The sequence below is a fragment of the Paenibacillus sp. M-152 genome, from assembly GCF_003856555.1.
GTDB classification, from domain to species: domain Bacteria; phylum Bacillota; class Bacilli; order Paenibacillales; family Paenibacillaceae; genus Paenibacillus; species Paenibacillus polymyxa_C.
Genome location: NZ_CP034141.1, coordinates 1,353,847 through 1,380,363 on the forward strand (window position 1 = coordinate 1,353,847; position 26,517 = coordinate 1,380,363).

At 46.3% G+C, this 26,517-nt stretch carries 32 protein-coding genes and 1 riboswitch; of the genes, 23 read left to right on the plus strand and 9 right to left on the minus strand.

Going from position 1 to position 26,517, the window contains the following annotated elements; translation table 11 throughout:
• Positions 1 to 332: 332 nt before the first annotated feature.
• From queE to EGM68_RS05990, 5 genes are all read right to left on the minus strand, one after another.
• Positions 333 to 1,211 (minus strand): 7-carboxy-7-deazaguanine synthase QueE, encoded by an 879-nt coding sequence (gene queE, locus EGM68_RS05970; RefSeq protein ID WP_129548824.1) that lies wholly within the window; start codon positions 1,209 to 1,211, stop codon positions 333 to 335.
• Positions 1,204 to 1,695 carry a 6-carboxytetrahydropterin synthase QueD gene (gene queD / locus EGM68_RS05975; protein ID WP_013369759.1) on the minus strand — a complete coding sequence of 164 codons (492 nt, stop codon included), beginning with the start codon at positions 1,693 to 1,695 and terminating at the stop codon, positions 1,204 to 1,206. Before queD ends, queE begins: the two co-directional genes overlap by 8 nt.
• Entirely contained in the window at positions 1,688 to 2,371 is a 684-nt protein-coding gene (gene queC, locus EGM68_RS05980) for a 7-cyano-7-deazaguanine synthase QueC (RefSeq protein ID WP_013369760.1), read from the minus strand. Before queC ends, queD begins: the two co-directional genes overlap by 8 nt.
• Positions 2,372 to 2,506: 135 nt before the next feature.
• Positions 2,507 to 2,550, minus strand: a riboswitch (PreQ1 riboswitch).
• Positions 2,551 to 2,635: 85 nt separating this feature from the next.
• Entirely contained in the window at positions 2,636 to 3,340 is a 705-nt protein-coding gene (locus EGM68_RS05985; protein ID WP_025679469.1) for an AIM24 family protein, read from the minus strand.
• A 25-nt stretch (positions 3,341 to 3,365) separates the two neighbouring features.
• Complete coding sequence (locus EGM68_RS05990; RefSeq protein ID WP_013369762.1) at positions 3,366 to 3,806, minus strand: SH3 domain-containing protein; 441 nt, start codon at positions 3,804 to 3,806, stop codon at positions 3,366 to 3,368.
• 312 nt (positions 3,807 to 4,118) lie between these two features.
• On the opposite strand from EGM68_RS05990, the gene EGM68_RS25645 reads away from it, so the two are divergent.
• The 3 genes from EGM68_RS25645 (at position 4,119) to EGM68_RS06000 (ending at position 6,321) form a co-directional block, all read left to right on the plus strand.
• Positions 4,119 to 4,274: a hypothetical protein gene (locus EGM68_RS25645; RefSeq protein ID WP_013369763.1), complete on the plus strand. Its 156-nt coding sequence runs from the start codon at positions 4,119 to 4,121 to the stop codon at positions 4,272 to 4,274.
• A 224-nt stretch (positions 4,275 to 4,498) separates the two neighbouring features.
• Positions 4,499 to 5,266 carry a hypothetical protein gene (locus tag EGM68_RS05995; protein WP_013369764.1) on the plus strand — a complete coding sequence of 256 codons (768 nt, stop codon included), beginning with the start codon at positions 4,499 to 4,501 and terminating at the stop codon, positions 5,264 to 5,266.
• Positions 5,267 to 5,337: 71 nt separating this feature from the next.
• Positions 5,338 to 6,321 (plus strand): helix-turn-helix transcriptional regulator, encoded by a 984-nt coding sequence (locus tag EGM68_RS06000; protein ID WP_013369765.1) that lies wholly within the window; start codon positions 5,338 to 5,340, stop codon positions 6,319 to 6,321.
• Positions 6,322 to 6,363: 42 nt separating this feature from the next.
• On the opposite strand, the gene EGM68_RS06005 is transcribed toward EGM68_RS06000, so the two are convergent.
• The 4 genes from EGM68_RS06005 to EGM68_RS06020 form a co-directional block, all read right to left on the minus strand.
• Entirely contained in the window at positions 6,364 to 7,035 is a 672-nt protein-coding gene (locus EGM68_RS06005) for a 3'-5' exonuclease (protein ID WP_013369766.1), read from the minus strand.
• 244 nt (positions 7,036 to 7,279) lie between these two features.
• On the minus strand, positions 7,280 to 9,172 hold the full coding sequence (locus EGM68_RS06010) for a 5'-nucleotidase C-terminal domain-containing protein (protein ID WP_129548825.1): 1,893 nt from the start codon (positions 9,170 to 9,172) through the stop codon (positions 7,280 to 7,282).
• A 195-nt stretch (positions 9,173 to 9,367) separates the two neighbouring features.
• Entirely contained in the window at positions 9,368 to 9,793 is a 426-nt protein-coding gene (locus tag EGM68_RS06015) for an ImmA/IrrE family metallo-endopeptidase (protein WP_013369768.1), read from the minus strand.
• An 11-nt stretch (positions 9,794 to 9,804) separates the two neighbouring features.
• Positions 9,805 to 10,278 carry a helix-turn-helix domain-containing protein gene (locus tag EGM68_RS06020; protein WP_013369769.1) on the minus strand — a complete coding sequence of 158 codons (474 nt, stop codon included), beginning with the start codon at positions 10,276 to 10,278 and terminating at the stop codon, positions 9,805 to 9,807.
• Positions 10,279 to 10,554: 276 nt separating this feature from the next.
• On the opposite strand from EGM68_RS06020, the gene EGM68_RS06025 reads away from it, so the two are divergent.
• The 20 genes from EGM68_RS06025 (at position 10,555) to EGM68_RS06110 (ending at position 26,479) form a co-directional block, all read left to right on the plus strand.
• Positions 10,555 to 11,043, plus strand: coding sequence for an ArpU family phage packaging/lysis transcriptional regulator (locus EGM68_RS06025; protein ID WP_013369770.1), 489 nt, complete (start codon positions 10,555 to 10,557; stop codon positions 11,041 to 11,043).
• A gap of 106 nt (positions 11,044 to 11,149) precedes the next feature.
• Positions 11,150 to 12,004 (plus strand): aminoglycoside 6-adenylyltransferase, encoded by an 855-nt coding sequence (gene ant(6), locus EGM68_RS06030; RefSeq protein WP_129548826.1) that lies wholly within the window; start codon positions 11,150 to 11,152, stop codon positions 12,002 to 12,004.
• 321 nt (positions 12,005 to 12,325) lie between these two features.
• Positions 12,326 to 12,460 carry a hypothetical protein gene (locus EGM68_RS26365; protein ID WP_267127955.1) on the plus strand — a complete coding sequence of 45 codons (135 nt, stop codon included), beginning with the start codon at positions 12,326 to 12,328 and terminating at the stop codon, positions 12,458 to 12,460.
• Complete coding sequence (locus tag EGM68_RS06035; protein WP_013369773.1) at positions 12,457 to 13,317, plus strand: hypothetical protein; 861 nt, start codon at positions 12,457 to 12,459, stop codon at positions 13,315 to 13,317. The genes EGM68_RS26365 and EGM68_RS06035 overlap by 4 nt, the downstream gene beginning before the upstream one ends.
• 10 nt (positions 13,318 to 13,327) lie before the next feature.
• On the plus strand, positions 13,328 to 13,546 hold the full coding sequence (locus EGM68_RS06040; protein ID WP_013369774.1) for a YqzN/YkzM domain-containing protein: 219 nt from the start codon (positions 13,328 to 13,330) through the stop codon (positions 13,544 to 13,546).
• A gap of 2 nt (positions 13,547 to 13,548) precedes the next feature.
• Positions 13,549 to 15,015 (plus strand): phage tail sheath family protein, encoded by a 1,467-nt coding sequence (locus EGM68_RS06045; protein WP_129548827.1) that lies wholly within the window; start codon positions 13,549 to 13,551, stop codon positions 15,013 to 15,015.
• 122 nt (positions 15,016 to 15,137) lie between these two features.
• On the plus strand, positions 15,138 to 15,545 hold the full coding sequence (locus EGM68_RS06050) for a phage tail tube protein (protein ID WP_013369776.1): 408 nt from the start codon (positions 15,138 to 15,140) through the stop codon (positions 15,543 to 15,545).
• Between the two features lie 99 nt (positions 15,546 to 15,644).
• Positions 15,645 to 16,079, plus strand: coding sequence for a phage tail assembly chaperone (locus EGM68_RS06055; protein WP_007429164.1), 435 nt, complete (start codon positions 15,645 to 15,647; stop codon positions 16,077 to 16,079).
• Between the two features lie 23 nt (positions 16,080 to 16,102).
• A complete protein-coding gene (locus EGM68_RS26370) occupies positions 16,103 to 16,231 on the plus strand; it encodes a hypothetical protein (protein WP_013369777.1) in 129 nt (42 codons plus the stop codon).
• A 20-nt stretch (positions 16,232 to 16,251) separates the two neighbouring features.
• A complete protein-coding gene (locus EGM68_RS06060; protein ID WP_129548828.1) occupies positions 16,252 to 18,132 on the plus strand; it encodes a transcriptional regulator in 1,881 nt (626 codons plus the stop codon).
• A gap of 16 nt (positions 18,133 to 18,148) precedes the next feature.
• Complete coding sequence (locus tag EGM68_RS06065) at positions 18,149 to 18,790, plus strand: LysM peptidoglycan-binding domain-containing protein (RefSeq protein ID WP_129548829.1); 642 nt, start codon at positions 18,149 to 18,151, stop codon at positions 18,788 to 18,790.
• The gene (locus EGM68_RS06070; RefSeq protein ID WP_129548830.1) at positions 18,787 to 19,764 is read left to right on the plus strand and encodes an XkdQ/YqbQ family protein; all 978 of its coding nucleotides are present in this window, start codon (positions 18,787 to 18,789) and stop codon (positions 19,762 to 19,764) included. The genes EGM68_RS06065 and EGM68_RS06070 overlap by 4 nt, the downstream gene beginning before the upstream one ends.
• Positions 19,757 to 20,164: a hypothetical protein gene (locus EGM68_RS06075; RefSeq protein WP_013369781.1), complete on the plus strand. Its 408-nt coding sequence runs from the start codon at positions 19,757 to 19,759 to the stop codon at positions 20,162 to 20,164. The genes EGM68_RS06070 and EGM68_RS06075 overlap by 8 nt, the downstream gene beginning before the upstream one ends.
• On the plus strand, positions 20,151 to 20,621 hold the full coding sequence (locus tag EGM68_RS06080; RefSeq protein ID WP_129548831.1) for a DUF2634 domain-containing protein: 471 nt from the start codon (positions 20,151 to 20,153) through the stop codon (positions 20,619 to 20,621). The genes EGM68_RS06075 and EGM68_RS06080 overlap by 14 nt, the downstream gene beginning before the upstream one ends.
• Entirely contained in the window at positions 20,621 to 21,772 is a 1,152-nt protein-coding gene (locus EGM68_RS06085; RefSeq protein WP_129548832.1) for a baseplate J/gp47 family protein, read from the plus strand. The genes EGM68_RS06080 and EGM68_RS06085 overlap by 1 nt, the downstream gene beginning before the upstream one ends.
• A 115-nt stretch (positions 21,773 to 21,887) precedes the next feature.
• Positions 21,888 to 22,439 carry a YmfQ family protein gene (locus tag EGM68_RS06090; protein WP_254207735.1) on the plus strand — a complete coding sequence of 184 codons (552 nt, stop codon included), beginning with the start codon at positions 21,888 to 21,890 and terminating at the stop codon, positions 22,437 to 22,439.
• Between the two features lies 1 nt (position 22,440).
• Positions 22,441 to 24,996: a hypothetical protein gene (locus tag EGM68_RS06095; protein ID WP_013369785.1), complete on the plus strand. Its 2,556-nt coding sequence runs from the start codon at positions 22,441 to 22,443 to the stop codon at positions 24,994 to 24,996.
• A gap of 13 nt (positions 24,997 to 25,009) precedes the next feature.
• Positions 25,010 to 25,621 carry a hypothetical protein gene (locus EGM68_RS06100; RefSeq protein ID WP_129548833.1) on the plus strand — a complete coding sequence of 204 codons (612 nt, stop codon included), beginning with the start codon at positions 25,010 to 25,012 and terminating at the stop codon, positions 25,619 to 25,621.
• A 58-nt stretch (positions 25,622 to 25,679) separates the two neighbouring features.
• Positions 25,680 to 25,946 (plus strand): hypothetical protein, encoded by a 267-nt coding sequence (locus EGM68_RS06105; protein ID WP_129548834.1) that lies wholly within the window; start codon positions 25,680 to 25,682, stop codon positions 25,944 to 25,946.
• Positions 25,947 to 26,032: 86 nt separating this feature from the next.
• On the plus strand, positions 26,033 to 26,479 hold the full coding sequence (locus tag EGM68_RS06110) for a phage holin family protein (RefSeq protein WP_129548835.1): 447 nt from the start codon (positions 26,033 to 26,035) through the stop codon (positions 26,477 to 26,479).
• Positions 26,480 to 26,517: the final 38 nt, after the last annotated feature.

A 26,517-nucleotide genomic window follows, 5' to 3' on the forward strand; every position in this document is an offset into this window, starting at 1 on the left:
GCTGTTGAAATGGGATTCTTTCTGATAAAAGATCTATAGGTTAGAATCCCATTTCAAAGGCGAACGCTAACGCTTCTCCAGCTTCAAATCCTCCGCTCCGCTGCTGACCGCCGTCAACACCATAAAGTCCCTACCCGTTTACATGTGGGTTGGGCAGAAATGGAATTTCGCTCCTTATATTTAAGGAGCGATATTTTATTGTGAAACCCCGTCCTCGCGGACGAGCGTTTCTCTCTTTTTATATGGCTTTGGGTGTCGAGGGTGTACTTCGACTAATTTGGTGTATCTTGTGTATCATATACAGCTCGCATGGAATATATTGTATATACGTGTTATACGCCGCGTTTGTTGCCCCATACGAGGGTGTGGAGCTGCGGGAGTACTCTTACATCGTTTAGTCTGGAATCGTCCATGACGCGGTCGATAAGCCATTCATAACGATGGAGCAGAGACTCCGCAATCTGTCCGGTGTTCTCCGTGTTCACATCTGGATTACCCGTCTGGAGGAACAACGGTATATGTGGATAGCGCTCGTGAATGGTGCGGGCATAGGCGAGATCGGTGTCATCGAAGATGACGACCTTCAGGCTGCATGCTCCAGCATATAGTCTGACCGATTCATCCTCTGATTTCTTTGCGGACGTTGTGATGGAGACGTTTGTTGTAGACTTGGACTCTCCAGCCATCTTCCGGTTGGTCAGACGGGCCACGATATCATCCAGTACGTCCCAGTTGGTCGTCATGCCAGAGCTGGGCGGCTTCGGGGATAAGGTCACATCATCGATATCGTACAGCCATTCCTGCCAACGGGAGCCTTGTGTTTCGACAGCGGTGGCAATGCCTTGACTGCGTAGCAGGGTAATCAGCGCCCCAAGCTGTGGCAGCAGGGCAGGATTGCCTCCGGAAAGGGTCACATGCGAGAACCGTTCGCCGCCGATGGACTTTAGTTCCTGCCAAATATCTGTGGCACTGAGACGTCGAATTTGATCCTTGGCGCTGCCGTCCCAGGTAAAGGCGGAGTCGCACCATGAGCAATGGTAGTCGCAGCCTGCGGTACGAACAAACATCGTTTTACGACCAATGACCATACCTTCGCCCTGAACGGTGGGACCAAACACCTCAAGTACAGGAATAGGGGCTGCTTTAGCCCTATCGAGAGTTGTCGTAGGTTGGTGAGTAGTTACGGTATTAGCATTTACGGTATTACTCATCGAACATCCACTCCCGTCGGAACTCGGCGTAGCTGGTAGGTGTCTCGAACAACCTTACAAATTCGGTACGTCCACCTTCAACACGATTGCAGTATGCATCCGAGGTCAAGGCAGACTCCATTTGTTCAAAGATCCAGACGACCATATTTTCCGCCGTTGTATTCATTGGAGGAAGCGTCTCATTCAAGTAACGGTGATCCAGAAAAGGCTCAATTCGCTCTTTCCAGATCGTTTTGATATCACCAAAATCCAGCGTTAGACCTGTTTCTCCCGGTATTCCGCTTATGCCAAATACGACGATATAAGTATGTCCGTGCAGATTTTTGCATTTGCCTTCGTAACAGTGCAAATGGTGTGCTGCATCGAACGTAAATTGTTTGCTAACAAGTACACGCTTGCGGTGATAGCGCAGCTGAGAGCGCTCAATGTCTGTCCCGAACTGCTGGAGCTTGTCGACAATGCGAAAGGTACCTGGCTCACGCATGACCTTCAACTCCTTGGGAGGAAGCTCCGCGCACCGCGAGATACTGCTCTAGTCCGGCACGACGGAGATTACAAGCAGGACATTCGCCACAGCCATCGCCAATGATGCCGTTATAGCACGTTAGTGTACGGGTTCTTACAAATTCAAAAGCTTTCAGCTCATCGGCCATTTGCCAGGTTTCGGCCTTGTTCAACCACATGAGCGGGGTATGAATCACAAAGGGATAGTCCATCGAAAGGTTCAGTGTGACGTTCAGCGATTTAATAAAGGAATCCCGGCAATCGGGATAGCCGCTGAAATCTGTCTCGCAAACGCCTGTAATGATATGGCGCGCTCCTTTTTGCTTGGCGAGAACTGCTGCGAAGCTCAGGAACAATAGATTACGACCGTCTACAAATGTGCTAGGCAGTTCGCCTTCCTCTTGAGTAATGTCAATGTCGGTGCGTGTGAGGGCATTCGGGGCAAGTTGGTTGAGCAGGCTCATATCCAGTACCGTTTGCGGAACACCCAGCTCGCTGGCGATTCCGGCGGCAACTTCAATTTCCTGCTTGTGGCGCTGACCGTAATCGAACGTCACAGTTTCTACTTCGGCAAAATGTTTTTTTGCCCAAAATAAACAGGTTGTACTGTCTTGGCCGCCGCTGAATACGACGACTGCTTTTTCGTTTGTGAACATAAAAAAACCTCTCGATCTTCTTGGAATGGTGTAAGACACAGCGTCTTGTCACGTGGAAGAAAGAGAGTTCTTGAACCGGCTTCAACAAAAAACAGGCCTTGCCCCGCAAGTTCATTTTCATATGCGGAGGACAAAGCATCGTTAGTTTTTTATAGAGGGAGTTCGCGAACCTCTCCCATGCGTTATGCATGGATTTTCTTCATTAGCATCTGCCACGAGGACAGACAGCTTCATTAATAGCATTGCCATTATAGCATGGCAGGACTATTTGATAAACACTCCACCAAACGGAATGATTTCCCTTAAAAGTCGTTTGATTACGCCATCGTCGTTCATATCCTGCTGAAGCCGCCGATGATGCTCACCGGCATGAAATAATACAGTACCATGTCCAGTCATTTTAAAATGATAGTTCATATGCTGGCTGGCCAGATGGTTACCGTATACGGTTAACTCCAGCTTGGCATTTTCTGGATAGGCTATGACGCTGCTCGCATCGACATAGATCGGCTCTGACGGATGAAGTTGTTCTTGACATACCAATCCCTGTGTCAAAATACCAATGTGACCTATACCGTCAAATTTCATTTTAATGACATCACGGCTAAACAACATGTTTTTCATGCTTAGTAGCTTGGTACGCATTTGGATGCCGGCGCTGTACCAGAACAGGTTGCGAAAATCGTATAACAGATCATCGCTTCCTTCAAGCTTGATCATCTTCAGACTAAAGCCAGGAGGAAGTGCGGCAATTAGTCGGCAAGCCCCTGTGAAATCGGCCTGAATCAGTTTGTGCTTGCGGTACATGCCTTTAATATTCATCAGCTTATCACTACGGCCTGCACTGGGGCCGCGATACGCGATAATTTGCTGCGGATGCAGAACGTGCAGCTTTTCCCCTTCAGTCAGGTCGAGCGTTACGACTGAACCGACGCTTTCATCATGGTGTTGTCCTGCTTGTATGTCCATTCAGACCTTTCATCCTTTCAGGCAGTTAGTATCTTCCCGAACGTCGACGCATCCCGTAACGCAACAGTCGGATACCGATAAAATAACCGGCCAGCAGAATGATAGCCGTGATGATGAGCATTTTATTTCGGTGTGAAGCCTGATCGCGCTGGGTTTGAAGATTTTTTAATTCTGTAACAGTGTCGTTCAGTTTGCGGTTTTGCTCCAGCAGTTGGGCGTTCTGCTTCTGATAGGTTTCAATGCTGGTGCGGGCCTTTTCCAGATCTTCCTGTGTTTGTCGGTAGCTTTCCTTGAGTTGGTACACATCGCCGGGCAACCGCGAAAACTGCTCAAAGCCTTGATATACATCATCCCAATAAGCAGCATGAACTTCGGGTACACGAGTTACCCCAAAAATAAACAAAAGTGCTATAGCAGCGCAGACAATGCGGCGGTACAAAGCCAAGCGACAAGTTGCTCGTGCCAAGAGATGTCCCCCTTTTGATAAACCAAGATGTTAGATGTTACAGATCATTACCCATAACACATGGTTACGTACAATATAATGATTTGGATGCAGGTTTTAGAATATACAGACGACAAATACGGGAAAAGATGATCAAAAAAACTCGATATATTAGTTTAAGTGTACCTTAAAACGGGTATATCAAGGAAGCGGCAACATTCCGGCAGTTTTCCCAACAAACGAGTAAAGAACAACCCGCACCTGATCAGGGCTTGAAGAGGAATATATGAGCTGAAATATATTAAAAATAGATATAGAAGGAGATTTTGAAAGATGAACGACAGAGAGCAAAACTATACCATTTTAAAAATTACTGTTAATGGAAAGCCATTATCAAAGGAGCTCATCGTGGACAGCACTACTTTTGCTCCTATATCCGATGTTTGCACAAAGACGAATGTTTCTTTAACGGAAACTTCAATTTCATAAGTTTAAATATATGAAGTAGACTATCATGTAGCCCGGCATACGCCGGGCTATTTTTGCGTATTTATGCAATTGGAAAGGATTAAAATGTTATTTCGCGAATTAGGTCCCCTTTCATAAAGATTACCATGTATAATTTTCACAATCAAACATATGTTCCCTGACAATATAGTGTCAGATAACACTGTTAATTTAGAGTTACATGTTCTTTTAGGGGGAATTTACCAGTGGTGAAGTCAATGCTCAATGTAACGTACACATGGGACAGAGAGTCTATATCGGCGAATGGGTCCAAACAAGTAAATCTACTGATAGAATGGGGCTATGGAGCTATACGTAAAAGAAAAGGGAACCTAATACCGAAGGCAGCGGGATGTGACCTTCAACTTCAGTTCAATCCAGAAAACGGGGTAAATCTATTAAAAGTTGAAGGGGTGAGACTCGGGTTTAAAGAATCAGAAAACGGTGATTGCATGTTTGTTCACTGTGGTGATGTATGGCGGGGCAAATATAGACAAGCTATTTTGACGTTTTCTATCCCTGCTCACGCGTCCGGAAGACATACGATTGGAATGATCGAGTGGAGCTGGCGCAAGCCATCGCAGGAAAAGCGAACGCTGATCCGGACGGACCAGCTCTATATCCATTACACGCATCATCTTGGTTTGCTGAGCATGCCATCCAACCCGAAGGTGGAAAAATACATAAAGCTGAATGAGACGTCCCCAATTGTGAAAAAGGCATTGCGTATGTACGAGAAAGGGGAGCCTGAGCGAGGAGCGTTCATCCTTACGAGACAAGCAGATGAATTGCTTATATGTGCAGCCAGAAGCGAAGACATGGACTATCTGGAGGAAGCCGAGTTACTTTTGTCCCTACGCAATAAATGGAGTGGGCCTTTTGTATCGTTTAAAGCGTATAGCTCTAAGGTCTTTTTTAATAAGGAAATATCGATAGGAGATGTTCATTTTACGGAGAATGATAGGCTGAGATAGATAATTATGCTAGTTTATTTGAGCAAATTAGTGAGTCTAATTTACTATCTTTTTGTAAAGGAGAGACTTCCTTGACTGATCGGTTGATACGTTTAATGCGGATTATTACTATTGTTCAGGCAAATCCGGGGATATTGGCAAGAGAGCTTGCCGAACGTTGTGAAACATCAGAACGTACCATATACCGAGATATGGAGGCGCTAAGCGCTATGCATATTCCGATCGCGAATATGGGGCATGGCAAGGGGTACATTTTTATTAGCAATTTTGCTTTGTATCCTCTGAATTGGACAGAAGAAGAGGCAGAGGCTTTTACCAAGCTGGGAGAGATGATGGAAACGATAAAGCCTCTTTTACCGCCAGCTTTTGAAAGTGCTTATGAGAAAGTGATGGCCTCTAGTCAGAAAAAAAAGATGGACCAGACGAGCTTCGCGCAGGAAATGAAAAATATCATCCGGCTCGGCTCGACACTTGATCGGGAAAACCAGCCCTATCTGCTCAGGCTGATTGTTTTGGCGAGTCTTACGCAGCAGACAATTGAAGCGGAATACAGCTCGCCTCAAAATGAAGATGTATCATTGGTGCAAGTAGATCCTTATTGTTTGGTTCCTCAAGACCGGCGGTTCTATATGCTTGGTTTTTGTCATAAGCAATCCGCCATGAGAACCTTTCGGATCAGCCGCTTTCGGAATATGAGGATTTTGCCGTATACGTTTCAAAAAAATACATCTGAAATGGAAATGTTTTTTAAAGGTACCTGGTCGGTGACCAAAGGAAATCAAAATATTCGGTTTGTGGTACGTTTTTCTGCCGATTCTGTATATCGGGTCAAAGAAGAGGAACTGTTCATCAAGCCTCTTCTCAAGGATTTGCCGGATGGAAGTTTGTTGTTTGAGGTGACGGTCAATCATGACCGTGAATTTCTGGATTGGCTCACATCCTATGGAGCTGAAGCCGAGATTCTGGAACCTTTACGGTACCGCAAACGTATGCAAGAAATGCTGCGAACCTGGGGGGCGTTTTACTTCGATAAGAAGGCTGGAAATCAAGAATAACAGGGGGGAAGATCCCCCGGGACGGGCCGGGGAGCTATCTGCTTAACGGTCCTTAAACAGGTTGGCGAGATTGCCGAAGGGACTGTACTGCTCCTGTTCTTCTTCTGGCGAAGAGTAGACGAGCTTTGAGCCGCGACTTTCTTCATCATCGGCAGCATTATGAACTAATGTAAGACGATCAAAATGGTGCATGAAAACCTGAGCAGTATTCACGGCATCATCCAGTGCTCGATGCTGTTGACCGTCAAACTCAATGTTGCACAATTCCAACGCCTGAGACAGGCTCAACTGACGATACTTTCCATTGGAACTAAACAGACGGGAAATTTGCTTCTGTATATCATTTGTATTATGAATCCAACCGAGATCTACATGATGAGTACGACAATGGGATACCAGCTTCTGACGGTCATCCGGGCCCCATGCGCATAAATAATAGGTCGAATCCGTGCCTAGCCAGGCAATAAATTGCTTCACAGCTTCAGGAAAGAGTGGAGCGGCATCAATGTCTCGTTGAGTAATACCCGTAAATTGAACAGTATCTGTAGAGATTACAGGCCGATTTGATGGTCTCACAAAACTGTGAAACGTATCCGCCACGAATAGACCATCTTCTCCATGAATAACTTTGACGGCACCGATATCAATGATTTCGGAGGAATATCTGGCGTTACGGCTAACGGTAAATTCAAGATCATAAATAATGTATTGCATTTAAAGGACTCCTTCCACACACATAACTGATCCCGATGGATACCGGGACAAATGTTCTCTGCCCGAATAACTCTTCTCCATCATACCTCTCGGTTCACAACTTGTCAGCGGTTAAAAGGCTTGCTTTCAAAAAAAATATGCGATGTCCAAATGGGCTTGGACTATCGCATATCTAAAAACTCCTAACATATAGCAGTATCCGAAAACACCTGGATTCCGAACGCTGCTGTTGCTAGCTATTGAATTAGGCCGGGAGGTCTAACTTTTGCCCCGGATAAATGCGGTGAGGATTCTTCAACTTATTCAACTGCTGAAGCTGTTGCCAGGTAGTGCCGTGTTTGCGGGAAATGTCATACAGTGTATCCCCAGATTTCACAACATACACATGGCTATTTGCAGCTTGTGCAGTGGTCGATGCCTGCTGTGGTTTGCTAGTTTGAGACTTTGCAGGTGCTGGTTTCGCAGCCGCTATGGAATCGGATTGCGGTATCTCCTGCAGAGGTGCTGGCGTCGTGGTCGGAGCAGACGGCACAGCTTGTGTGGCAGGGACAGAAGCTTTTCCGTCTGCCTTGGCTTCTTGAATACGGCCGGCCGCTTGTACTTGCAGGCTAGCAGAGCCCACTTTTTGCATATAGCGGATTAACGCTTCATCCAGCGATCCGAACATACCTGCCTGTGGGTATTTAGCGAACATCGTATATTGGTCACCGCCTACAGCAGTAAAATCATTGGTAGCCAGTGTGTATGTTGCCTCAGGATCAAGGGCCTTTCCACCAATCAGGATGGAGTGAACACGGCTGCCTTTGGCTGCTGAGGTGTCTATTTTGAACGAGATGCCGGATACTTGTGGGAAGCCCCCGCTCGGTTCCGGGTAGGAGGCTGCGCCATTTTCCAGTGCGGCCTGAAGGTCAGAGCCTTTCACTTTCAGGATAACGATTTGGTTACCGAAAGGCAGTACGGTGATGACGTCTCCCTTGGTAACCGTGCCTGCTTTGATGGAAGCCCGGATGCCGCCACCGTTTGTTAAAGCCACGTCTGCTCCCGTAACGTCACGCATAGCATCGGTGAGCAGGTCGCCGAGATTGGTTTCACCCGCACGTACCTTTTCGCGCGCCCCTTCCAGATCTACACTTGTTTGTGCTACAACCTCTTTAAGAATAGGTTCTTGTTCTTTCTGAATGGAGGCGATTAATGCAGCAATTTCAGCGTTAGGCTGAACGTCAGCAGCTTGAGTCGAATCGATCAGCTTCGCTTGCTTTTGGACAACCTTACCACCGTCTACCCATAGATCCACTACACCCAGATACTTGGTGTATTCACCTGCACTAGCGATCAACGTGCCATTGTCACCGATCAAGCCTTTTTCCAGCACGGTATGGCTGTGTCCGTCGATGAAAATATCAATGCCAGGCACTTCCTTCACGACCTTGAGGCTGGTGTCTTTACTGGACGCATCTTGCCCCAGGTGACCCAGAGCAACAACAACATCCACTTTGCTGCGGATTTCGTCTACGGCCGCTTTGGCTTCAGCCGCAGGGTCGGTGAATTGAATGCCTTCCACATTTTTAGGATTGGTTTTATATGCCGTTTCAGGCGTAGTTAGGCCGATAATACCGATTTTAACGCCATCCACTTCTTTAATAGTATACGGTTGGAACAAACGTGTTCCGTCCGTTTGCTTAATGTTGGCGCTCAGTACAGGGAACTGAATCTCTTTACTCAGCTCAACCAGATGCTTCCAGCCGTAATTAAACTCATGGTTACCGGGAACCATTGCATCATAGCGCAGCTTGTTAATTACTTTTACGATACTTTCACCATTGACCAAAGTAGCGAAGGTCGTTCCATGAACGGTATCCCCATCATCCAGCAGTAATGTATTAGGATTGGCGGCGCGATATTGATCGATAATGCCCGCCAGCTTGGCGAAGCCCATTTCCTTGTCGTTGGCGACCACGTGGGCATGGGTATCATTCGTATGTAGGATGGTGATGTGTTTACCGCTGACTGGAGACGGTGTTGTTCCCGTTCCTGCTGTTCCCGCATTAGCAACTGGGTCCGCTGCTGCTGTGCCGAGACAACCAAGTAGAAGCGCGGCGGTCGTCAAGATCGACGAGAGTTTTTTCCATGAGTTCATGTTGTTCCTTCAACCTCCCATAAAATGAATGAATTAGAGAAACCGCTTACGTCCACATTTTATCAGATGATTGTAAAAATAACTCTTATTTTATATCAAAGCACTACATTTTTTTGAGATATCGGTTGTTAAATCCACCATCTAGTTACCTATATTATAGAGGCAGTAATAGACAATCAACTCATAGAATAGGAACTATTGTTCTGTTTTGTGATCAAAAAAAAGGGCAGTCTCTTTGGGCAGCCCGATCCGGGGTAAATAGTGATCCAATGTTTCGTCAGCCAACGGTGGATTCCCTTCACTCAGCAACAGCACAGCAAAGCGATTAGCCTGTTGTTCAAATTTTCCTGGAGAAAAGTAGGAATGTTCCTCCATAAAAAAGCGGCTAATGCCTTTATGCAGTCGGTCATGTCCCAATTCATGCGCACAGACGAACCGTTCCCATTCTGGTGTAAGGCCGTTGTGAATGACGATAAATCTTCTGCGCAGCTTGTGATAATACAACCCTTTGGTTGTGGAACCCAGATCGCAATATCGGATATGGATGCCTAGGGCTTTCGCAATATCGAAGGGGCAATTGGTACGGTATTTTCGGACAAGTTTGTGAATGAGTTCGTTCATGCGTTCACCTGCTATCCCTGATCTTTGCTCGCCCCGGGATCTGCGGGCTTTTTATGTTTGTTCATTTGCTTGGCTTCCCAGAACAGGCCTGTCAGTACGTCCTTGATCCGTTGACGGTCTTTTTCATCGAGCGGAATGCCATCAAACATTAATTCGTCGTCTTCCTCCAGCATTTTTTTAAAATCCCGGCGGTCTTTGGAGTTTGCCCATTCTGGTACAGTAGAACGATAAAGCTCATGCGGATTTTGCTCTATAGAATCATCATCTGCCCAATATCCGGCGGCCTTCATCATTTCGGTATAGGATACGCTGAGCGCGTCCGCTATTTTGCGGAGGGTGGAGGGTTTGGGAACTCCACGCAGTCCATTTTCGATGCGGGAAATTTGTGAATTACTAATACCTGCGGCATCTGCCAATTGGTTGATGCTCAATTGCTTGTGCTCACGCTGCTGTTTTAGGTAGGTTCCGAATGCTGGCTGTTCCACAATGGAGCTCCTTTCTGCAATAGAATCATAGATTCAGCTCTATTATACCATTAGGTAAATAGTAAAAACACGTAATATGCCAAAAGGCATAGAAAAGTAGAGCGAATATCCTGTTTTTGGGGCTATATTGCCTTTTTTCACGATGGATACCTATCCTAAATAATGTTATGTTATACTCAAGATACGAACAAAAGGGGAACAAAATGTAAACAAGTGCGTTTTTTATTTAAAAATACATCATTGTCAAAAGGCATAATATAAGGAGTGTTGCTTTTCATGAGAAATAACTTACCCGAATTAGACCGTCGCAAAACGCAGAATGCATTGGAGGGTGTATTTGAGAAATACCGGATTTATAAAACAATAACCTTTATGGATCGGGAAAGCTTTATTACTGCTGGCTATACGGACCGCCCGAACGGACCCACGAATGTGACAAGCGATCCAACAGCCCGGACTGCTGTATATAATGTAGATGCTCCTGCAGCCCGCTTGGCCTATTGCCAAATGGTGGATGCTGTAGTGAGCCGCTTGAATGAACGTGAACAGCTACTCATCCGTGAACGTTATTTAAAAGATGACGATGTGTTCGATTACAAGGTTTATAATTATGTGTTGGACCCACCAGTCAGCAAGGATACGTATACGAAGCTTCGCACGCGTGCTTTTTATAAAATGGCGCTAGCGCTGGCAGACCAAGGCGTTTTGAATCTGGCAAGCTTGCAGAAGGGCGCGGATCGAAGACTGGGTTCGGTAAATGCATAGGGGTCACAGTCTGTGGCTCTATTAACTTAGACAGCAAGGAGTATGAACCATAAAGGTGAATAAGAAGCATAGGTCTCAATTAAAATGGGAACGGAGGACGGATGTAGTGAGAAGTGAACCAGAAATGATGAATATGCTTGTAAAGTTTGCTATGAACGATAAAAGAATACGATTGGTCACGATGGAAGGATCACGTACAAACTTCAATGTTCCTCCTGATTCATTTCAAGATTATGATATTTCTTACTTTGTAACAAATATGGATTCTTTCAAGGAAAGTGATCAATGGCTGAACGTGTTTGGGGATAGGCTTATGATGCAAAAACCCGAGGATATGGAGCTTTTTCCATCAGAACTAGGTAACTGGTTTTCATATATCATTCTTTTTGAGGATGGAAACAAATTAGATCTGACACTGATCCCTATAAACGAGGTAGAGGATTATTTTACGAATAGCGATGGTTTAGTTGAGGTTCTGCTCGACAAGGATGTGCTGATCCAAGAGGAAGTGATCGCAAACGATCATCAATATTGGATTAAAAAGCCCACTACAAGGGAATTTGATGATTGCTGTAATGAATTTTGGATGGTTTCAACTTATATCGTAAAAGGATTGGCGAGAAAAGAAATCCTGTTTGCTATTGACCATTTGAACGAGATTGCACGACCTAATTTGTTGCGAATGATGGCTTGGAAGATTGGATCAGAGCAAGGGTACACCTTTAGTGTAGGAAAAAACTATAAATTTATAAATCAGTATCTTCCTAATGAAGATTGGGAAAGCCTACTATCTACTTACTCTGAGAACGGCTATCGAGAAATGTGGCAGTCTTTACTTACTTGTTATTCATTGTTTAGAACATACGCTAAGGCTGTGGCAAGCAGTTTGAAATATGAGTATCCGGAATACGATGAAGCCATTACTAGGTACACTGTAAATATTTATAATTCATTGAATTAAACGATATAATAACCGCCTTTTTAAAGGGCGGTTATTTTTTGTGTACAGCATCAACAAGGAGATTAAACGCATTTTTAAACATAGGAACAAACGTTCGCAAAATGCCGCCTAACTTCATCCCTAGTCTCTACTTTTATCGTCCATTTCTCCGGCAACGCATTCGTTATAAGGGTGTAAGATTATATCATCGGGAATCAAGACAAGAGGACATACCGAAGACACACACAGTCAAACGTTAGCCGGCCAATAGGGCCGGTTTTTTCATGCGGTGATCGTCTCTGTCACTTCCCGGGAATTCGTTGATAGAAAGGAGGAGTCGTGTTGCCTAAGCAAGGGATGCTGCAATGTATGAGTACAAGACTGCGCCGGATGAGAACATGGAAGTGGAAAAAAGCCTGGCTAAACAGTCACAACATGCGAGCGCAGGATACGCAAGGGTGGCATGCCACAGGATGAGACAAGCCTTTAAGCAAAAGCTCATTGACATTATTCCAGCACTGCAAGGGCGTGTATACGATGTTCAGCCCCCATCACAGACGGCAGAGGAGCCGTATGCAGTTATGGCGCTAGGCGAGGAAATCTGGAAGTCTTCCTGGGCCGGTTACCGGCAGGTTGTCCGCATCAAGCTGTACGCAGGACAAGCGGGGCTGGCGCAGGCCGATGTATGGGCGAATGCCTTGATTGCCGGACTGCACCGGGCATCGGTGACAGGCAAAGGTGAGGACACGTCGGCTTTTACCGCACACTATTTGGGCGTGCGGGATGCAGAAAAGCTGGACACGGTTACGGGCAAGGCCTATAGAACGCTGCGTTTTGGCGTGTATGTGCCTGAAACGGAAGGCGGTTCGGCTACTCCAGCACCTGGTGCAGCACAGCCAGAAGAATGGCTGGCAGCGCTGGTCCGCTGGACGCAGAAGCAACTGGGCGAATCGTGGTCGGTATACGCCGACGCATGGCCTGCACAGCCGGGAAGCCACGCGGTATTATGGCGGCTGAGCGGCTGCGAAACCCGGATGGCGGGAGCTTCCATGTATGAGCTCCGCAAACGGTTCATCGGGCATATCACCGCCCCGGATACAACCGAAGAGAATCGCGCAGCTTCCGCGCTGGTCGAAGGCTTTGCCGCTCAAATCCAGCTTCCTCTGGAGCAGGACAAGGGCCGTTATATGTCTACGGCTGAAGCATCAGCCGATTTGCAGGCAGATGCCATTTTAGACGGTCAGCTTCGGCTGACGCTGGTACAGCGGCGTATGCGTCCGGCTGAGGAAGCGGCATTGATTCGCAGAGTGGAAATTCATCCTATTTTGAAATGAGGTGGTCCGAGTGACCTTGGAAAACCAAGAAAAGGCCCCGGTACATGACGGGCAGGAAGCGAGTGGCCCACGCTACACGCTGGAGGAACTAAAGGAGCACGCAGAATCATTGTTTTCTGTGAAAGAAGAAGTGCTGGCAGGCGCCTTTTTTGGCGCACAAGACAAGCTGTTTACGGTAGCAGAAGCACACACTAAAATCGAACAATTTATGAAAGCGAAGGTGGATTAATTATGGCAGGCGGAACATGGGAAAACACGAATAAACCGGTATTGCCGGGTTTGTATATGAATTTTCAGGCAGCAGCAGCTTCAGCGATTCAAGGTGGATCACGTGGTACGGTCGTTGTACCCGTCAAGGCAAATTGGGGCCCTGTACGTGAGTTTGTAGAGGTTGACAGTGAAACGGCTATTAGTCAAATCTTCTCCGGCGACAGTGAGAACGGTGCGACAGCATATTCCACATTGTATCTGGCTTTGCTGGGAGGTCCGAAAAAACTGCTCGCTTACCGGTTGGCAGATGACACGGCTGCTGAAGCGTCTGTAACGCTGAAAAGCGGTGGCGAGACCCCGACCGACGTGCTGCGTTTGAAGGCTTTGTACACAGGAAGCCGCGGTAATGGTTTTGCCGTAACGGTACAGCCGACTTTGGGTGACGAGCAAGCTCGTGAGGTGCGCCTTTATGAAGGAACCAAGCTGCTGGGTACGTACAAAGGCAGTGACGGTACGGCTGCTTCGATTGCCAAGGCGCTGAACGAAAATAGCGAAAACGTATGGGTGAAGGCCGAGGTTGTCGGCGAAGGTGGCATTCCAGCGGATGTTAGCGGCGTGCATCTGACAGGCGGCAATAGCGGCAATAGCAAGCTGGTTAATGCCGATTACATCGCCATGCAGGAAGCACTTGAAGGACAGGAGTTTAATGTGCTGGCCCTCGATTATGCAGCCGATCTGGCATTGCTGCAAAGCTTTGCTGCCTGGATCAAACGTGTGCGGAGCGAAGGCAAAGGCGTCATCGCTGTATTCGGCGGTTCTGCGGCAGACGATGTGTCCAAAACAGCTGTCAGCTTGGCCTCTGCACGTTCCCTGGCGCTGAACCATGAAGGCATCGTGAATGTGGGTACAGGTGTACGCCTGGCAGGTACGGACTACAGCTCCGCCCAAACGGCTGCCTATGTAGCCGGGCTGATTGCAGGCCAACGTTTGAACCAATCCGCAACGTACGCGGTTACGCCTTTTGAGGATGTAACCCGCCGCTGGACACGTTCCGAGCAGGAACAGGCTGTCCGTAACGGGGTGTTCCTCCTGTTCTTCGACGGCCGTCAGGTCAAAGCGCTGCGTGGAATCAACAGCTTGGTGAACCCGTCTGCCGGACAAAACAACGCATGGAAGAAAATCCGTTCCATCCGTGTTATGGATGCCATTAACGCTGACTTGCAGCGTGCAGCCGAAGAGACTTACATTGGCAAAATCAACAACACGGTGGAAGGCCGTCTGGCACTCATCGGTGCGATCAAAGAATACCTGGCACAGCTGTCGCTGAGCAACGTGATCGAGGCAGATGGCTACGATGTCATTCTCGACCCAGCCTACTACGGTGATGCGCCAGTCATCAAACCGGAGCCGGATCAAGTGTTCCTGCAATGGAACGTGAAGCTCACCGACGTGATGGAGCAGCTGTTCGGCACATTTTACGTGCAATAAATCAGCATTTTACGCGCATAAGCATTTCGCAGGTGATCAGTAGGATTGCAGTAGCATTTTAACAACGAGGATTTTGTGAAATCTCGAACTATATTATGAATTATTTTGAGGAGGAAAAAGAAATGTTGGATGCTTCAAGAGTTATTTTAGGTACGTTTGGTCAGGCATATATTGATGGGGTATGGCAGACACATATTAACAAGCTGGAAGCTAGCGTGGAAATTGATAAAAGAGAACTGAATTTGGTAGGTAATACGTGGAAAGTCCATAAAAATGGAGCTAAAAAAGGTACTGGAACGATGAGTGGTTACAAAGTGACTTCTGATATGATTCGTCGTGGTTTTGAGAAATTCGATATTATTTCCAAGCTGGACGATCCCGAATCTTTTGGGCATGAACGTGTTCGTTTGATTCGCTGCATGCCGGATAAAATTCAATTGGCTAACTGGACTGCAGGGGAAGAAGTGCCAGAAGAAACGACTTTTACCTTCGAAGGCTATGAGCTGCTTGATCCGATTGTAGCAAACTAAATTGGTGAACGGGGAATGAGATACTATCAGGTGTCTCGTTCCCCAAATGCATATAAGAATTTGTGAAATTCTGAAATAAACAATAAGGGAGAATGACTTATGAGCTTGAATGAGAATATGACAGAAGAACAAATTTTGGACAGTTTGTTTGAAGCCGCTGAAAAACTACCGGAAGAAACGGTTCGTATCAAGCGCCTCGATATGAAAATTGTGCTGCACGGCCTGACCTCCAGTAAGGTGGACAGCATTCGTGAGCGTTGCACGATTCGTCGAACCGTGAAGGGTGCCGTAGATGAAAAAGTAGATACCGAAACGTTCAACGCCTTGTTGATTTCGGAAGCTACCGGAAAGCTGGAAGTGAAGGGCCTGTCCCTTAACGGTTGGGGCGATCCTCGGATTACAAGCCGCTTGAAGCTGTCCGGTGGTGAGCAGTCTGTCCGTCGTATGCTGCTGGCGGGTGAACTGGACGCAGTAGGGGATAAAGTGCTGGAACTGTCCGGTTTTGGCGTTGAGATTGCAGATCTAAAAAACTAATCAGCTCCGGGGGAATGACGACGATGCTGTACCACTTGTGGGTCCGGCACCACCTTCGTCCCGGAGACTTTTGGCGGCTTCCTCGCGGTGAGCGCATGCTGCTGCTGGCGTTTGCTGAAGAAGAACTAGATGCTCTAGCAGATAATATGTAGTAGTAAAAGGAGGTGTAGGTGTGGATGATATTTTGGATATAAGAAGTTTAAGTAGAGTTAATAAAGAATTAAAAGCTATGGATCGATACTTTGAGAGTATCCAGAAGAGGGCAAGAAATTTTGGGCTTAGTAGTTTCCAAAGACAAAAGATAGTTATTGACCAAACTACGGAGTCAGTTAAGCGACTTTCTAATGCGTTGAGTAATTTAACTTCACGTTTATATAAAATAAATCGCCTGACCCGAAATTTATCTGGAATTAAGATTGCTGTTAAATGTTCCTGTTCCAAGGACTGCTCAAAATGTAAGATGACAACTTGCGCTAAGAATGGCGGTTCCTATTGGTTTAATCATTCCTTGATCGAACAGCAAAACAAAATTAGTATCCAACAAAAAAATCAGAAAAATGGAAAAAATAATAATGTTGCAATCCCTAACATACCTTTAGGGTCTAAAATATCCAGCAATCTTGGTAAGTCTCAAATTTCTCAAAGTTCAGCGAGTAAAAATAATGAAAAACAGAAGATTGTTATAAAAAAACCTGTTATGGATCTTATGAACTTCTTTAAGTTTTTTAATAAGCCGAAAGACTTTGTAGAATCACTAAATAAAACTGTTAAAGCCTACAGGGCCATTACTCTGTCACAAGTTGCTGCAATGCCTACATGGTTAAAGAATACTAAAACTTGGATCGACGATGTAGCAAATCAAATTAAAACATCTACTGTATACACGCAAGCAGCTTCTATATTTTCCAGTACTCCTTCTTGGCTGAAAACAGGATTAAAAGGTGCAGCGAAATATGGAGGAAAAGCTATTGGGTTTGCTGATTTAGGCTTTGATATAAGTGAGATTCTAAATGCTAAGGGAGAAGAAAAATATAAACTGATTGGGAAATTGGTTGCAGGAAAAACCGGAAATATTTTAGGGAAATCCTTTGGTATGCAAGTCGGTTCAAAAGTTCCCTATGCTGGAGTTGTGTTAGCTCCTGTCCTTGGTTATATATTTGGAGAAATAGGTGAAAAATTGTTTGAGCCGTTAGGGGAGAAAGGAATGGAGAAAGTTTGGTATGCCAAAACGCATCTTAAAGGCTGGACAAAATCTTTAAAGGAAAGTATCGATCAGACTACACAAGACTTCAAACAAGGTATGATTGGTTTTAATAATGAAGTAGCTATAAAAGTGAACAACATAAAGGCTGCTACTCCTACTACAATTGATCATTGGAGTAAACAACTCGAAAGTTTCATCGGTAATCAGACGGGGAATCTGATGGGGGGAGTTGACAACTTGACCGAGAAAATATCAAGAAAAGTACCTGCTTCTAATAAAATACTGAATAACGTGAGAGAGCCTCTTAAAAATAAGATTAATGTTACAGGGAATTATCTGAAAAATAGTATTCCAGGTCTCAGTGAAGGGGTCAAGGAGAAAATCAACAATATTAGTGAAGGGACTAAAAATTTCTCTAATAAATTGAATAACTTTGTTCAGAAAAATGCTGACCCTTTTAAAGAAAAAGTTAAAAAAGCAACATCAAAAACAAGCGATTTTCTTCAAATGATCTTGGATTCTCCAGAGAAATTGAACTGGGAGCTTATTCAGAGCACAGAGAAAACTGCTGCTAAAAAAAGTACTCCGAATAAATATTCTCGGACTTTAGTTGCAAGTTCTAGAACATATCGTGCAAATGATAGACACAGAACAGCAGCAGTTCATTCAGTAAAGAATACAAATAGAAATAAAGCAAACATGCAAGTGAATATGCCAACAGGAGCAATTCAGGTGGCTGTTGGTGAACGTGTTAATTTTGATGCTTTGGCTTCAGAAGTAGGCAAACGCTTCGTAGCAGGATTCCGTCAAGCTATGGATAATAACAAGACAGCGAGAGCCCTAGTGTGAGTAGGAGGTGAATAGTATGGAGTTTAGTTTGACGGATGGTAAGGGGAAAAAGTTTCAGTTTCCAGTAAATCCTGAGGAAGTAACGATTTCACGACAAAAAGGATTTGATACAACGACGATCTTGTCCTACGGGGAGTTTGATTTTCCGCAAGGAGAGAAGGTGAAGGAAATCTCCTTCTCTTCTTTTTTTCCGAAAGAATACAATCCAGCGTATTGCACATATGAAGATATCCCTGATCCGCAGGAGGCCATGAACACGTTGAATGGCTTTTTGTTATCCAAGAGCCCGCTACGCTTTATCATTACAGAGACAGCCGTGAATGTACCTGTAATTGTGACTTCGCATAATTCAACCTTTCGGGGCGGGGAATATGGGGATGTGAATTTTGATTTGTCACTGCGAACCTGGAGTGAAATGAAAGTGGCCAAAAAAGCCGGCAGTGGAGCGAAGTCTGCTACAGTGAACAAAAAGCCTCGCACGGATATGAAAGAAAAAAAGAAGACTTACACGGTTAAATCGGGAGATTCCTTGTCCAAAATTGCCAAGCTGGAGTTGGGGGACAGCTCGCAATGGAGTCGCATTTATCAGCTTAACAAAAAGGTCATTGGACAAAATCCAAATTCTATTAAACCGGGTCAAAAGCTGGTGTTATCATGAGCTACAAAGTCATTTTACAGGATAAATATGATTTATCACCTCTCGTAGAGAACATTAATTTGAGGGATTCGCTGGAGCAAATCGCTTATCAGGGCACGGTCAATTTGGTGGTTACGCCGGATATGCCGCCCATTTCTCCAGGGATGTCGATTCGGGTAAGAGGGATTCCTTATGGTAAAAAGGATTATGTCCCGTTGCTGTCTCCAGGCGTTATTTGGGAAGTAGAAACTTCGAACAATGGGCTCAAACGTATGACACTGACGATATATGATCGCACCGTATATTTGGACAAGTCCGAGGATGAATATTTGCTCCCTGCCAAGCAGACAGCTACCCAGCGTTTTCAGAAGTATGCGAGGGATTGGAAACTAAAAATGGCTTCATTGCCAGACACAAAAAAGCAGCTCGGGCGCGCTGTATACCGAACACAGTCCATTTACTCCATGATGCTGGGAGATCTGCGGGAAACGGCAAAAGCGGGAGGCAAGCTGTATCATCCACGGATGGTTACTTCCGGTTTGGAGCTTTATGAACTGGGCACGAACAAAGATGTGTACATTTTGGAAAGAGTGACCGATACGACACAATCCCGTACGCTGGAAGGTGCGGCCACGAGAGTGAAGGTGCTGGCTACAGCGGCAAGCGAGACGGGCAAAGAGGTTCCTTCCAAAGTGATGGCACTTGAAGAAAAGGACATTGCCAAATATGGAACCCTTCAGGTAATCGTGCAGGATGACGAGGTGAAGTCGGGTGCAGCGGCACGCGAGTTGGCCAAAAGTAAGCTGAGAGGCATACAACAAACGATATCGGTAAATGCGCCAGATATGAACACGATTCGAGCAGGAGACGCGGTAATGTTAGGGGCCATGAAGCTGCTGGTGATTTCAGTGAGCAGGGAATTGGGCAACCCGGGCAGTATGTCGCTGGAGCTCGGAACGTATGACGATGTAAAAAGGAGGTTTTACCTTGAATAAGGACCCCTACGGGCATTTAGCCACTGCGCTGCAATCCTCATTTCATAAACATACCAAGCAAGCGCTGAGTGGAGTAGGTGCAGTATTAGGTACTATCACCTCCACAGGACTCAAGCTGGACGATTTTAAACATGAGCTCCAGGATTATCTGGTCGCCGAGCTGCCGGGGCTGCTATCTGTACCGCGCCATATGTACAAAGGCACCTCAACCTCGGTGGAATCAGAAAATTGGGAAGGCAAAGAGCTAAAAACTTCCTTTTATATCGGGGAAGATGAGCTGGAGGATGTAAATCTGAGTCTGAACAAAGGACTTAAGCCCGGGGATCGGGTACTGGCGGTGCGGGTGAATAGTGGTAACGATGTGGTGGTCGTGTGCAAGGTGGTGAATGGACGTGGCTAATTTATTTCCCGAAACAGATGATATGATCTGGACAGACACAGACGTGACCGATCCAGATATGCTGGAGGATAACCGTGCAGTATTTGGACGAAGCTGGAGGTTTGATTTTGAAGCCGGCGAGTTTGTTATGAGCCCTAGTCGTAAAATCGTGACTACAGGCGAGAAAGAAGCCTGGGTACAGTGGTGTGAAAAAGCGATTCGCACTCCTCGTTATCGGCATGTGATCTATTCGCCTGACTATGGAAGTGAGCTCGAGGAGCTGATTGGCAGCAGCTATGGGCACGGTGTGCAGGAAAGTGAAATTAAACGCATGGTCACAGAGGCGTTGCTAGCAGATGCACGTACGGCTAGTGTGGATCAGTTTACGTTTCGCTGGGAAGGTGAGGCATGCTATTTTAGCTGCCAGATTACGAACGTGCGAGATGAAACGGAAATTGTGGAAAGTGTGGTGATCTAATGGCAGACTTGCCGGAATATTTGGTAGACCAGACGGAAGAGGAAATTTTAAATCGAATGCTGGAAAAAGTGCCTTCGGACATTGATAAGTCCGAGGGCTCTTTTATTTGGGATGCACAGGCGCCGGTGGCGTTTATGCTTTCTGAAGCCGCAATCTGGGCGCAGGAACTGCTGCGTCGAGGCTTTGCCAGCACAGCAGCCAGCGATAACCCGGATTTCCGCTCGCCAGAGCTGGATTTGCGGACAGCAGAACATGGAGTGACTCGGCGGGAAGCCGTTGCGGCCTCAGGGAAGGTCAAGTTCACAGGCACAGCGGGGACAACTATCCCAGCGGGAACGTTGGTGGCGACTCCGGCAGATGATGTGTCCGGAGAAGCCTCCATTGAGTATGCGACCACGGCCTCGGTCACGCTGGATGAGCAGGGCACAGGAGAAGCGATCATTCGGGCGGTCAATCATGGACGCCGCGGCAATGTTCCAGCAGGCGTCATCCAGGTGATGGCTACTCCGATTAGCGGGGTTTCCTCTGTGATCAATACGGAGGAAACCAAAAGCGGCACAGACGTTGAGAGCGACCAACTGTTGCTGGAGCGTTTTTATGCCAAGGTGCGGAACCAGGGCACAAGTGGCAACAAGGCGCAGTATACCCAGTGGGCGAGCGAGATAGCTGGCGTTGGTGGCGTGGAGGTTGTTCCGCTCTGGAAAGGGCCAGGAACAGTGGGGTTATATGTGCTGGATACGGATAAACGAGCAGCCAGCCCGGATATCGTGGCTGCAGTGCAGAAGTATATTGATCCGACCCAGGATGGGCAAGGCGAAGGGCTAGCACCAGCGGGCCCCGTGGTGACGATCATGCCAGCGGCAGAAGTGGAGATTAACATTTCGGTCAAGGTACAGCGTACCAAAGAAAAGCCGTCGACACTGGATGAAATCAAAAAGCTGATCGAAAACGGTGTGCGGACGTATTTGAAGCAGCTTGCTTTTTACAAGGCAGACCCGTTGGTACGATATACCCGGATTTCTGCTGTGCTGCTGGACATTCCGATTATTATTGATTTCTCTGAACTGAAAATTAATGGACAGAGCAATCAGAATATTGAGATTGGATCAGGTCAGGTGGCCGTGCTGGGGACGGTGAGCGTCAGTGAGTAACGATGAGACAAACAGTTTTGAAGATTTATTGAATAACACAGACCAGGGAAAACGCGCAAACCGTAGTGGCACTTTTGTTAACAGGGTAGCAATAGCGGGAGATACAGTGGATCAAATGAGCAGCGAGCGGGGACGCGAGCTGCTTTCCTATTTGCCCGCCTATTATGAAACCTCACGTGTGATGCGTTCCAATATGGATGCTAAAGGAAGCGAATTGGACGCCTTGTATCTTGCAATGGATGCAACGGTGGGACAGTTTTTCGTACGTACTGCCACCTGGGGGTTGGAACGCTGGGAAATGGAGCTGGGGATCGAAACCGACCTGGCGAAGCCATTGGATCAACGGCGTGCCGTGGTGGAATCGAAGCTGCGAGGGGCAGGAACTTTTTCCGGCCGGCTTGTCAAAAATGTAGCTGAAGCGTATGACGGAGGCACGGTAGAGGTTACTTTTCATCCTGCCGAATGGGGATTTACGGTCAAATTTATAGATACCATCGGGATTCCTCCCAACGTGGAGGACCTGAAAGCAGCCATTGAGGAGATCAAGCCTGCTCACATGGCAGTGGAGTATAAATTACGTTACCTGACCATTGCCGAAGTGGAGTCTATGACCCTCTATGAAAATGAACATACAACACAGGATAGATATTTAGGAGGTGGCGCATAACATGGCAAGCGAAAAAACACCGAATCTTGGTTTAAATCAAATTGACCGCACATCGCCCAAAACGACGTATTTTGATTTGGAAAAGTATTTGGATCAAAACTGGCGATCAGTTGATGAATTTGCAGGTGAGGTGAATGACGGTGTAAATGAGATTAAGAAGCGCCTGGATACGACGGAACGTAAGGCGGTAACTTTGGAACCCGGTGTACAGATTGTTCATGCGGAAAAGGCCGCGCCATTTTCGTTGACGGGGCTGAGCGGGCGTACGTTGGTGAATTTGTTGGGAAGATGGGGAAATTTGAGTAGCTTAATGGGGGTAACACCGTATCAAGCCGATATAGCACTAGATAATTTGAATAAAGGAACAATGCCCAATTCGTTAAAGGTAACAATCAAGCCTGGATATACCGTTGGAGTGGGATTTTATAGTAATTTTAAATTTTTATCTGGGAAATATTATGTTGCAATTGTAAGAGCGAAAGTGGGTAACGCTACAGATGCAGGAATCTCGGCTCCGAATGCTCTAGTAGAATCGAAAGTTATAGTTAAGGATAAAACTAAATTTGCTACGGCTTGGTTTAGGCTGGCTCCTACCAGCGATATTATTACTAATATAGATTTGGTGACACAGGGTACTGTAGGACAGTATTCTTATTTTGAGGCTGCACGTATCTATGAGATTTCTGCAGCAGAATACACAGCGTTGGCAACAATGACCGACGAACAAATTGACACCAAATATCCTTATGTGGATAGTGTAATGCCTGTACGCAATCCATATGCCATACGGTACGGAGAAAATTTGATTCCCCCGTTTTACGAGTGGACGCTAGGCGAGAGAGCTAAGGTGATAAATCCATATAAGTTGGAAACAGTGGCTACCGTATCTGTGGATCAATCTAATGTGTATGTGCCTGTGGTTCCGGGAACAACTTACACCCTGACTGTTAAAGTTAACGGGCGTGTAACTGTGGTTGAGACAGACGATACAGGTCTTGAAACCACTGTATACAGCACAACAGATAATGAAAATAGAATTGTCACAGTAACGTTTACGACCAAGACGACAACTAAAAGGGTACGAATTTACGCTACAAACACAGGGGCAGGTACGTACACACTCGAAAACCCTATGCTCAATATCGGTAGCATGGCCAAACCATTCAAACCGTGCGAGCATTCCATGCTGGCATTGCAAACAGACCTGTACGCCGATCCAGTTACAGGAGGTAATGCGGACACGGTATTTGAGCAAGATGGGCAATACTTCAAGGCTAAGAAATGGAAAGGGATAACGTTGGATGGTAGTAGAGCATGGGTACTTGGAGACGCTGCCGCTACTGCTGGAGTCAGACAGGTTAAAGTGGTAGCGTTGGCGGCTGGTGCTGTGGCTGCAAGCGGCACCGGCACGAAGTTTGATGGTAAGGTATTACCACAAGGGAGTACAGGCAACACAGCCGACACAAACGCCGTCACCGCAGCGGGTGACATTTACATCGGTGTTAGCATGGCAGACAGTGGATGGGCCGACAGCTACAGTCCAGCACAAGACGACATCAAAGCTTATTTTTACGGGTGGAAGGTGTATGACGCTGGCACATTCACGCCAACACAAGCCCAAGCCGCTACAACGGCGACATGGAACGGAACGGGTGCTAAATATTATGTTCCGCGTGTTGGTTCTGCAAACCCTGTAGCGTCGGTACCTGTGACATCATACGCAGGGTACACACCGTACCAACTTGTATACCAACTTGCAACGCCTACAGTAGAGCCTGTCGCATCTGAGGGCCAACTTTCCTTTGTGGAGGGTGATAATCAGGTTGAAGTAGGTACAGGAATTGTATTGCGCGAGGTTGTTAAACTGGATGATAGGGATCCCGTAAGTGTGTATATAAATTCAATTAATTCAGGCACGAGGTTTCAATACCCTTCGGGTAAAATACTTAGTATATATAAAAACGGTGCGGAGGATTTTTCGTGGTATAAAGGGACTTACGTCTATAGTGGTGAGTTCTATGCTTATGGGCAAATAGCAAGATCAAACTTTGACCAAACATCCACTTACAGTGCCACATACTTGATGCTGGACAAGCCTCCTGTAGTATCTTTTATAGGCAGCTATGCTGCAAACGAAAAAACATTGCTTCTGGACTTGATAGACAACATACGGCAAAATACGGCGCGTGTGTCGGTGTTGGAGAGTAAGAAAGCGGATAAGGACAGTCCAGCGTGGATTACGCCGACGCTACTTAGCGGTGCTACTCCAGAAACAGATGCTAATAAACCGCAGTACACAAAAATGTCAGACGGCATGGTACTTTTTAGGGGAGCGATAAAGGTTCCGATTAGCGGAGACGTTCTTCTCTTTAATCTACCACCGGAGTTTAGGCCGTCGGCTCCGTATACTGTAATCTCGTGTTGGGTTAGTAGTTCCACGCATGGGCAAGAGGCAGAGGGGATTGTCATAAGGTCAGATGGTAGTGTAAGAGGTAATCTGAAGTATGTTTACGATAACTGGATTAGGCTAGACAGCATTCGGTTTCCAACGAATTAAGGAGGTCTGACAAATGAGAGCAGTACCTAAAGTAAATGCAAACGGTCTCTATCTAGAGGACGAGCTGGTGGACGATACCTTTTCAGGTATCGTCCCTTTTTATTCTCTATCTTCGCCTACGCTATCTGATACAAACCAGCAACTAGACACCCATCGGCTTGCTGACAGTAGATCTAGTACCACAGATGGAACAAATTCAGAAAGCATCCTTGCTGGTTATACAGTAGGGATTCCAGTGCCATCTGGTCTATATCAGCCCCGTTTTGACATCCAAGGTTGGCTGACCTATGAAGCGGAATATAATCAAAAGCTGATAGAAGCACAAAAAGCCCTTGATCAGTTGAACAACGAATCCCAAGCTTTATTTCAGAAGCAGCATGATGAGTGGCGAAATAAGCCGGAAAACGAGCGTGGAGCCGAACCTATATATCCTGCTCCCACTTTTAAGACTCCAGAACGAAGAGACCCGGCGACGTTCTGGAGTGAAGGGCTGAGTGATGAAGCAATTAAGGAACTGACACAAAAAGCGGAGCAACAGCCAAGTGAGACAGATCAACTGAAGCAGCGGATTGCAGATCTCGAAGTGACGTTGACCCAGCTCATGTTTGGTGGCACAGGAAAATAACGTGTGCTAACGATTATTTGTAACAGCAATCTTTATAAAAAGAGGTGAAGTCATAATCATGGCAGCTTTAACAGAGGCTCAAATGCGTATTTGTGCTAATGCATGCATCACTCGCTATGAGCGCGGAGAAGGCGATATAGCAACGATCATGGGAGGCTACGCTTTAAATGAAGAAGAGCGTGAACAAGTAATGAAGATTATTTTATCCAAGCGTTCTGATCTAGTAGCGGGCAATGTAGATAACTCGTTATCAACCGATGCTCCGAATGAACAGGAAGAAACGGTTAAATGGTATAACTCTATTTTCCGTAAGAAAACAGTATAGAGAACAAAATAAAATTCATTGTTTTTATGCCCTTGGATCAACCAAGAGCATTTACTTTACACCTAGGTTCAAAAGGGGGAACAAACATGCATGAAAAGATCGATCAGATTTGGCTGGGGTTTTCCACGGGGACCTTGATCGGTTATTTTTTCGGGGGGTGGACTACAATGTTGACGTTGCTGTGGTGGATGGTCGTGATCGACTTTTTCACCGGATGGGCAGCGGCCTGGATTAATGGGGAGCTGAAAAGCCGCCAAGGGTATTACGGTATTTTTCGCAAGGTTACCGTGTTTTTGCTCATTACGGTAGCCCATCTAATCGATGGTATTCTCGGGGATGCACATTACTTCCGGGATGCCGTCGTTTTCTTTTATTTGGCGAACGAGCTGTTGTCCATTATAGAAAATGTGGGCAGAATGGGAGTGCCGATGCCGGATATTTTGCGGAATGCGGTAGCCATTTTTGAGTCCAAATCGAGTGAAAAAAAAATAAAGCCAACCGACCCTTCCGACAAAGAAAATAAAGCTTCATAAAGTGCTGACCGTCGCCATTACAAAAAAGGAAGACTACC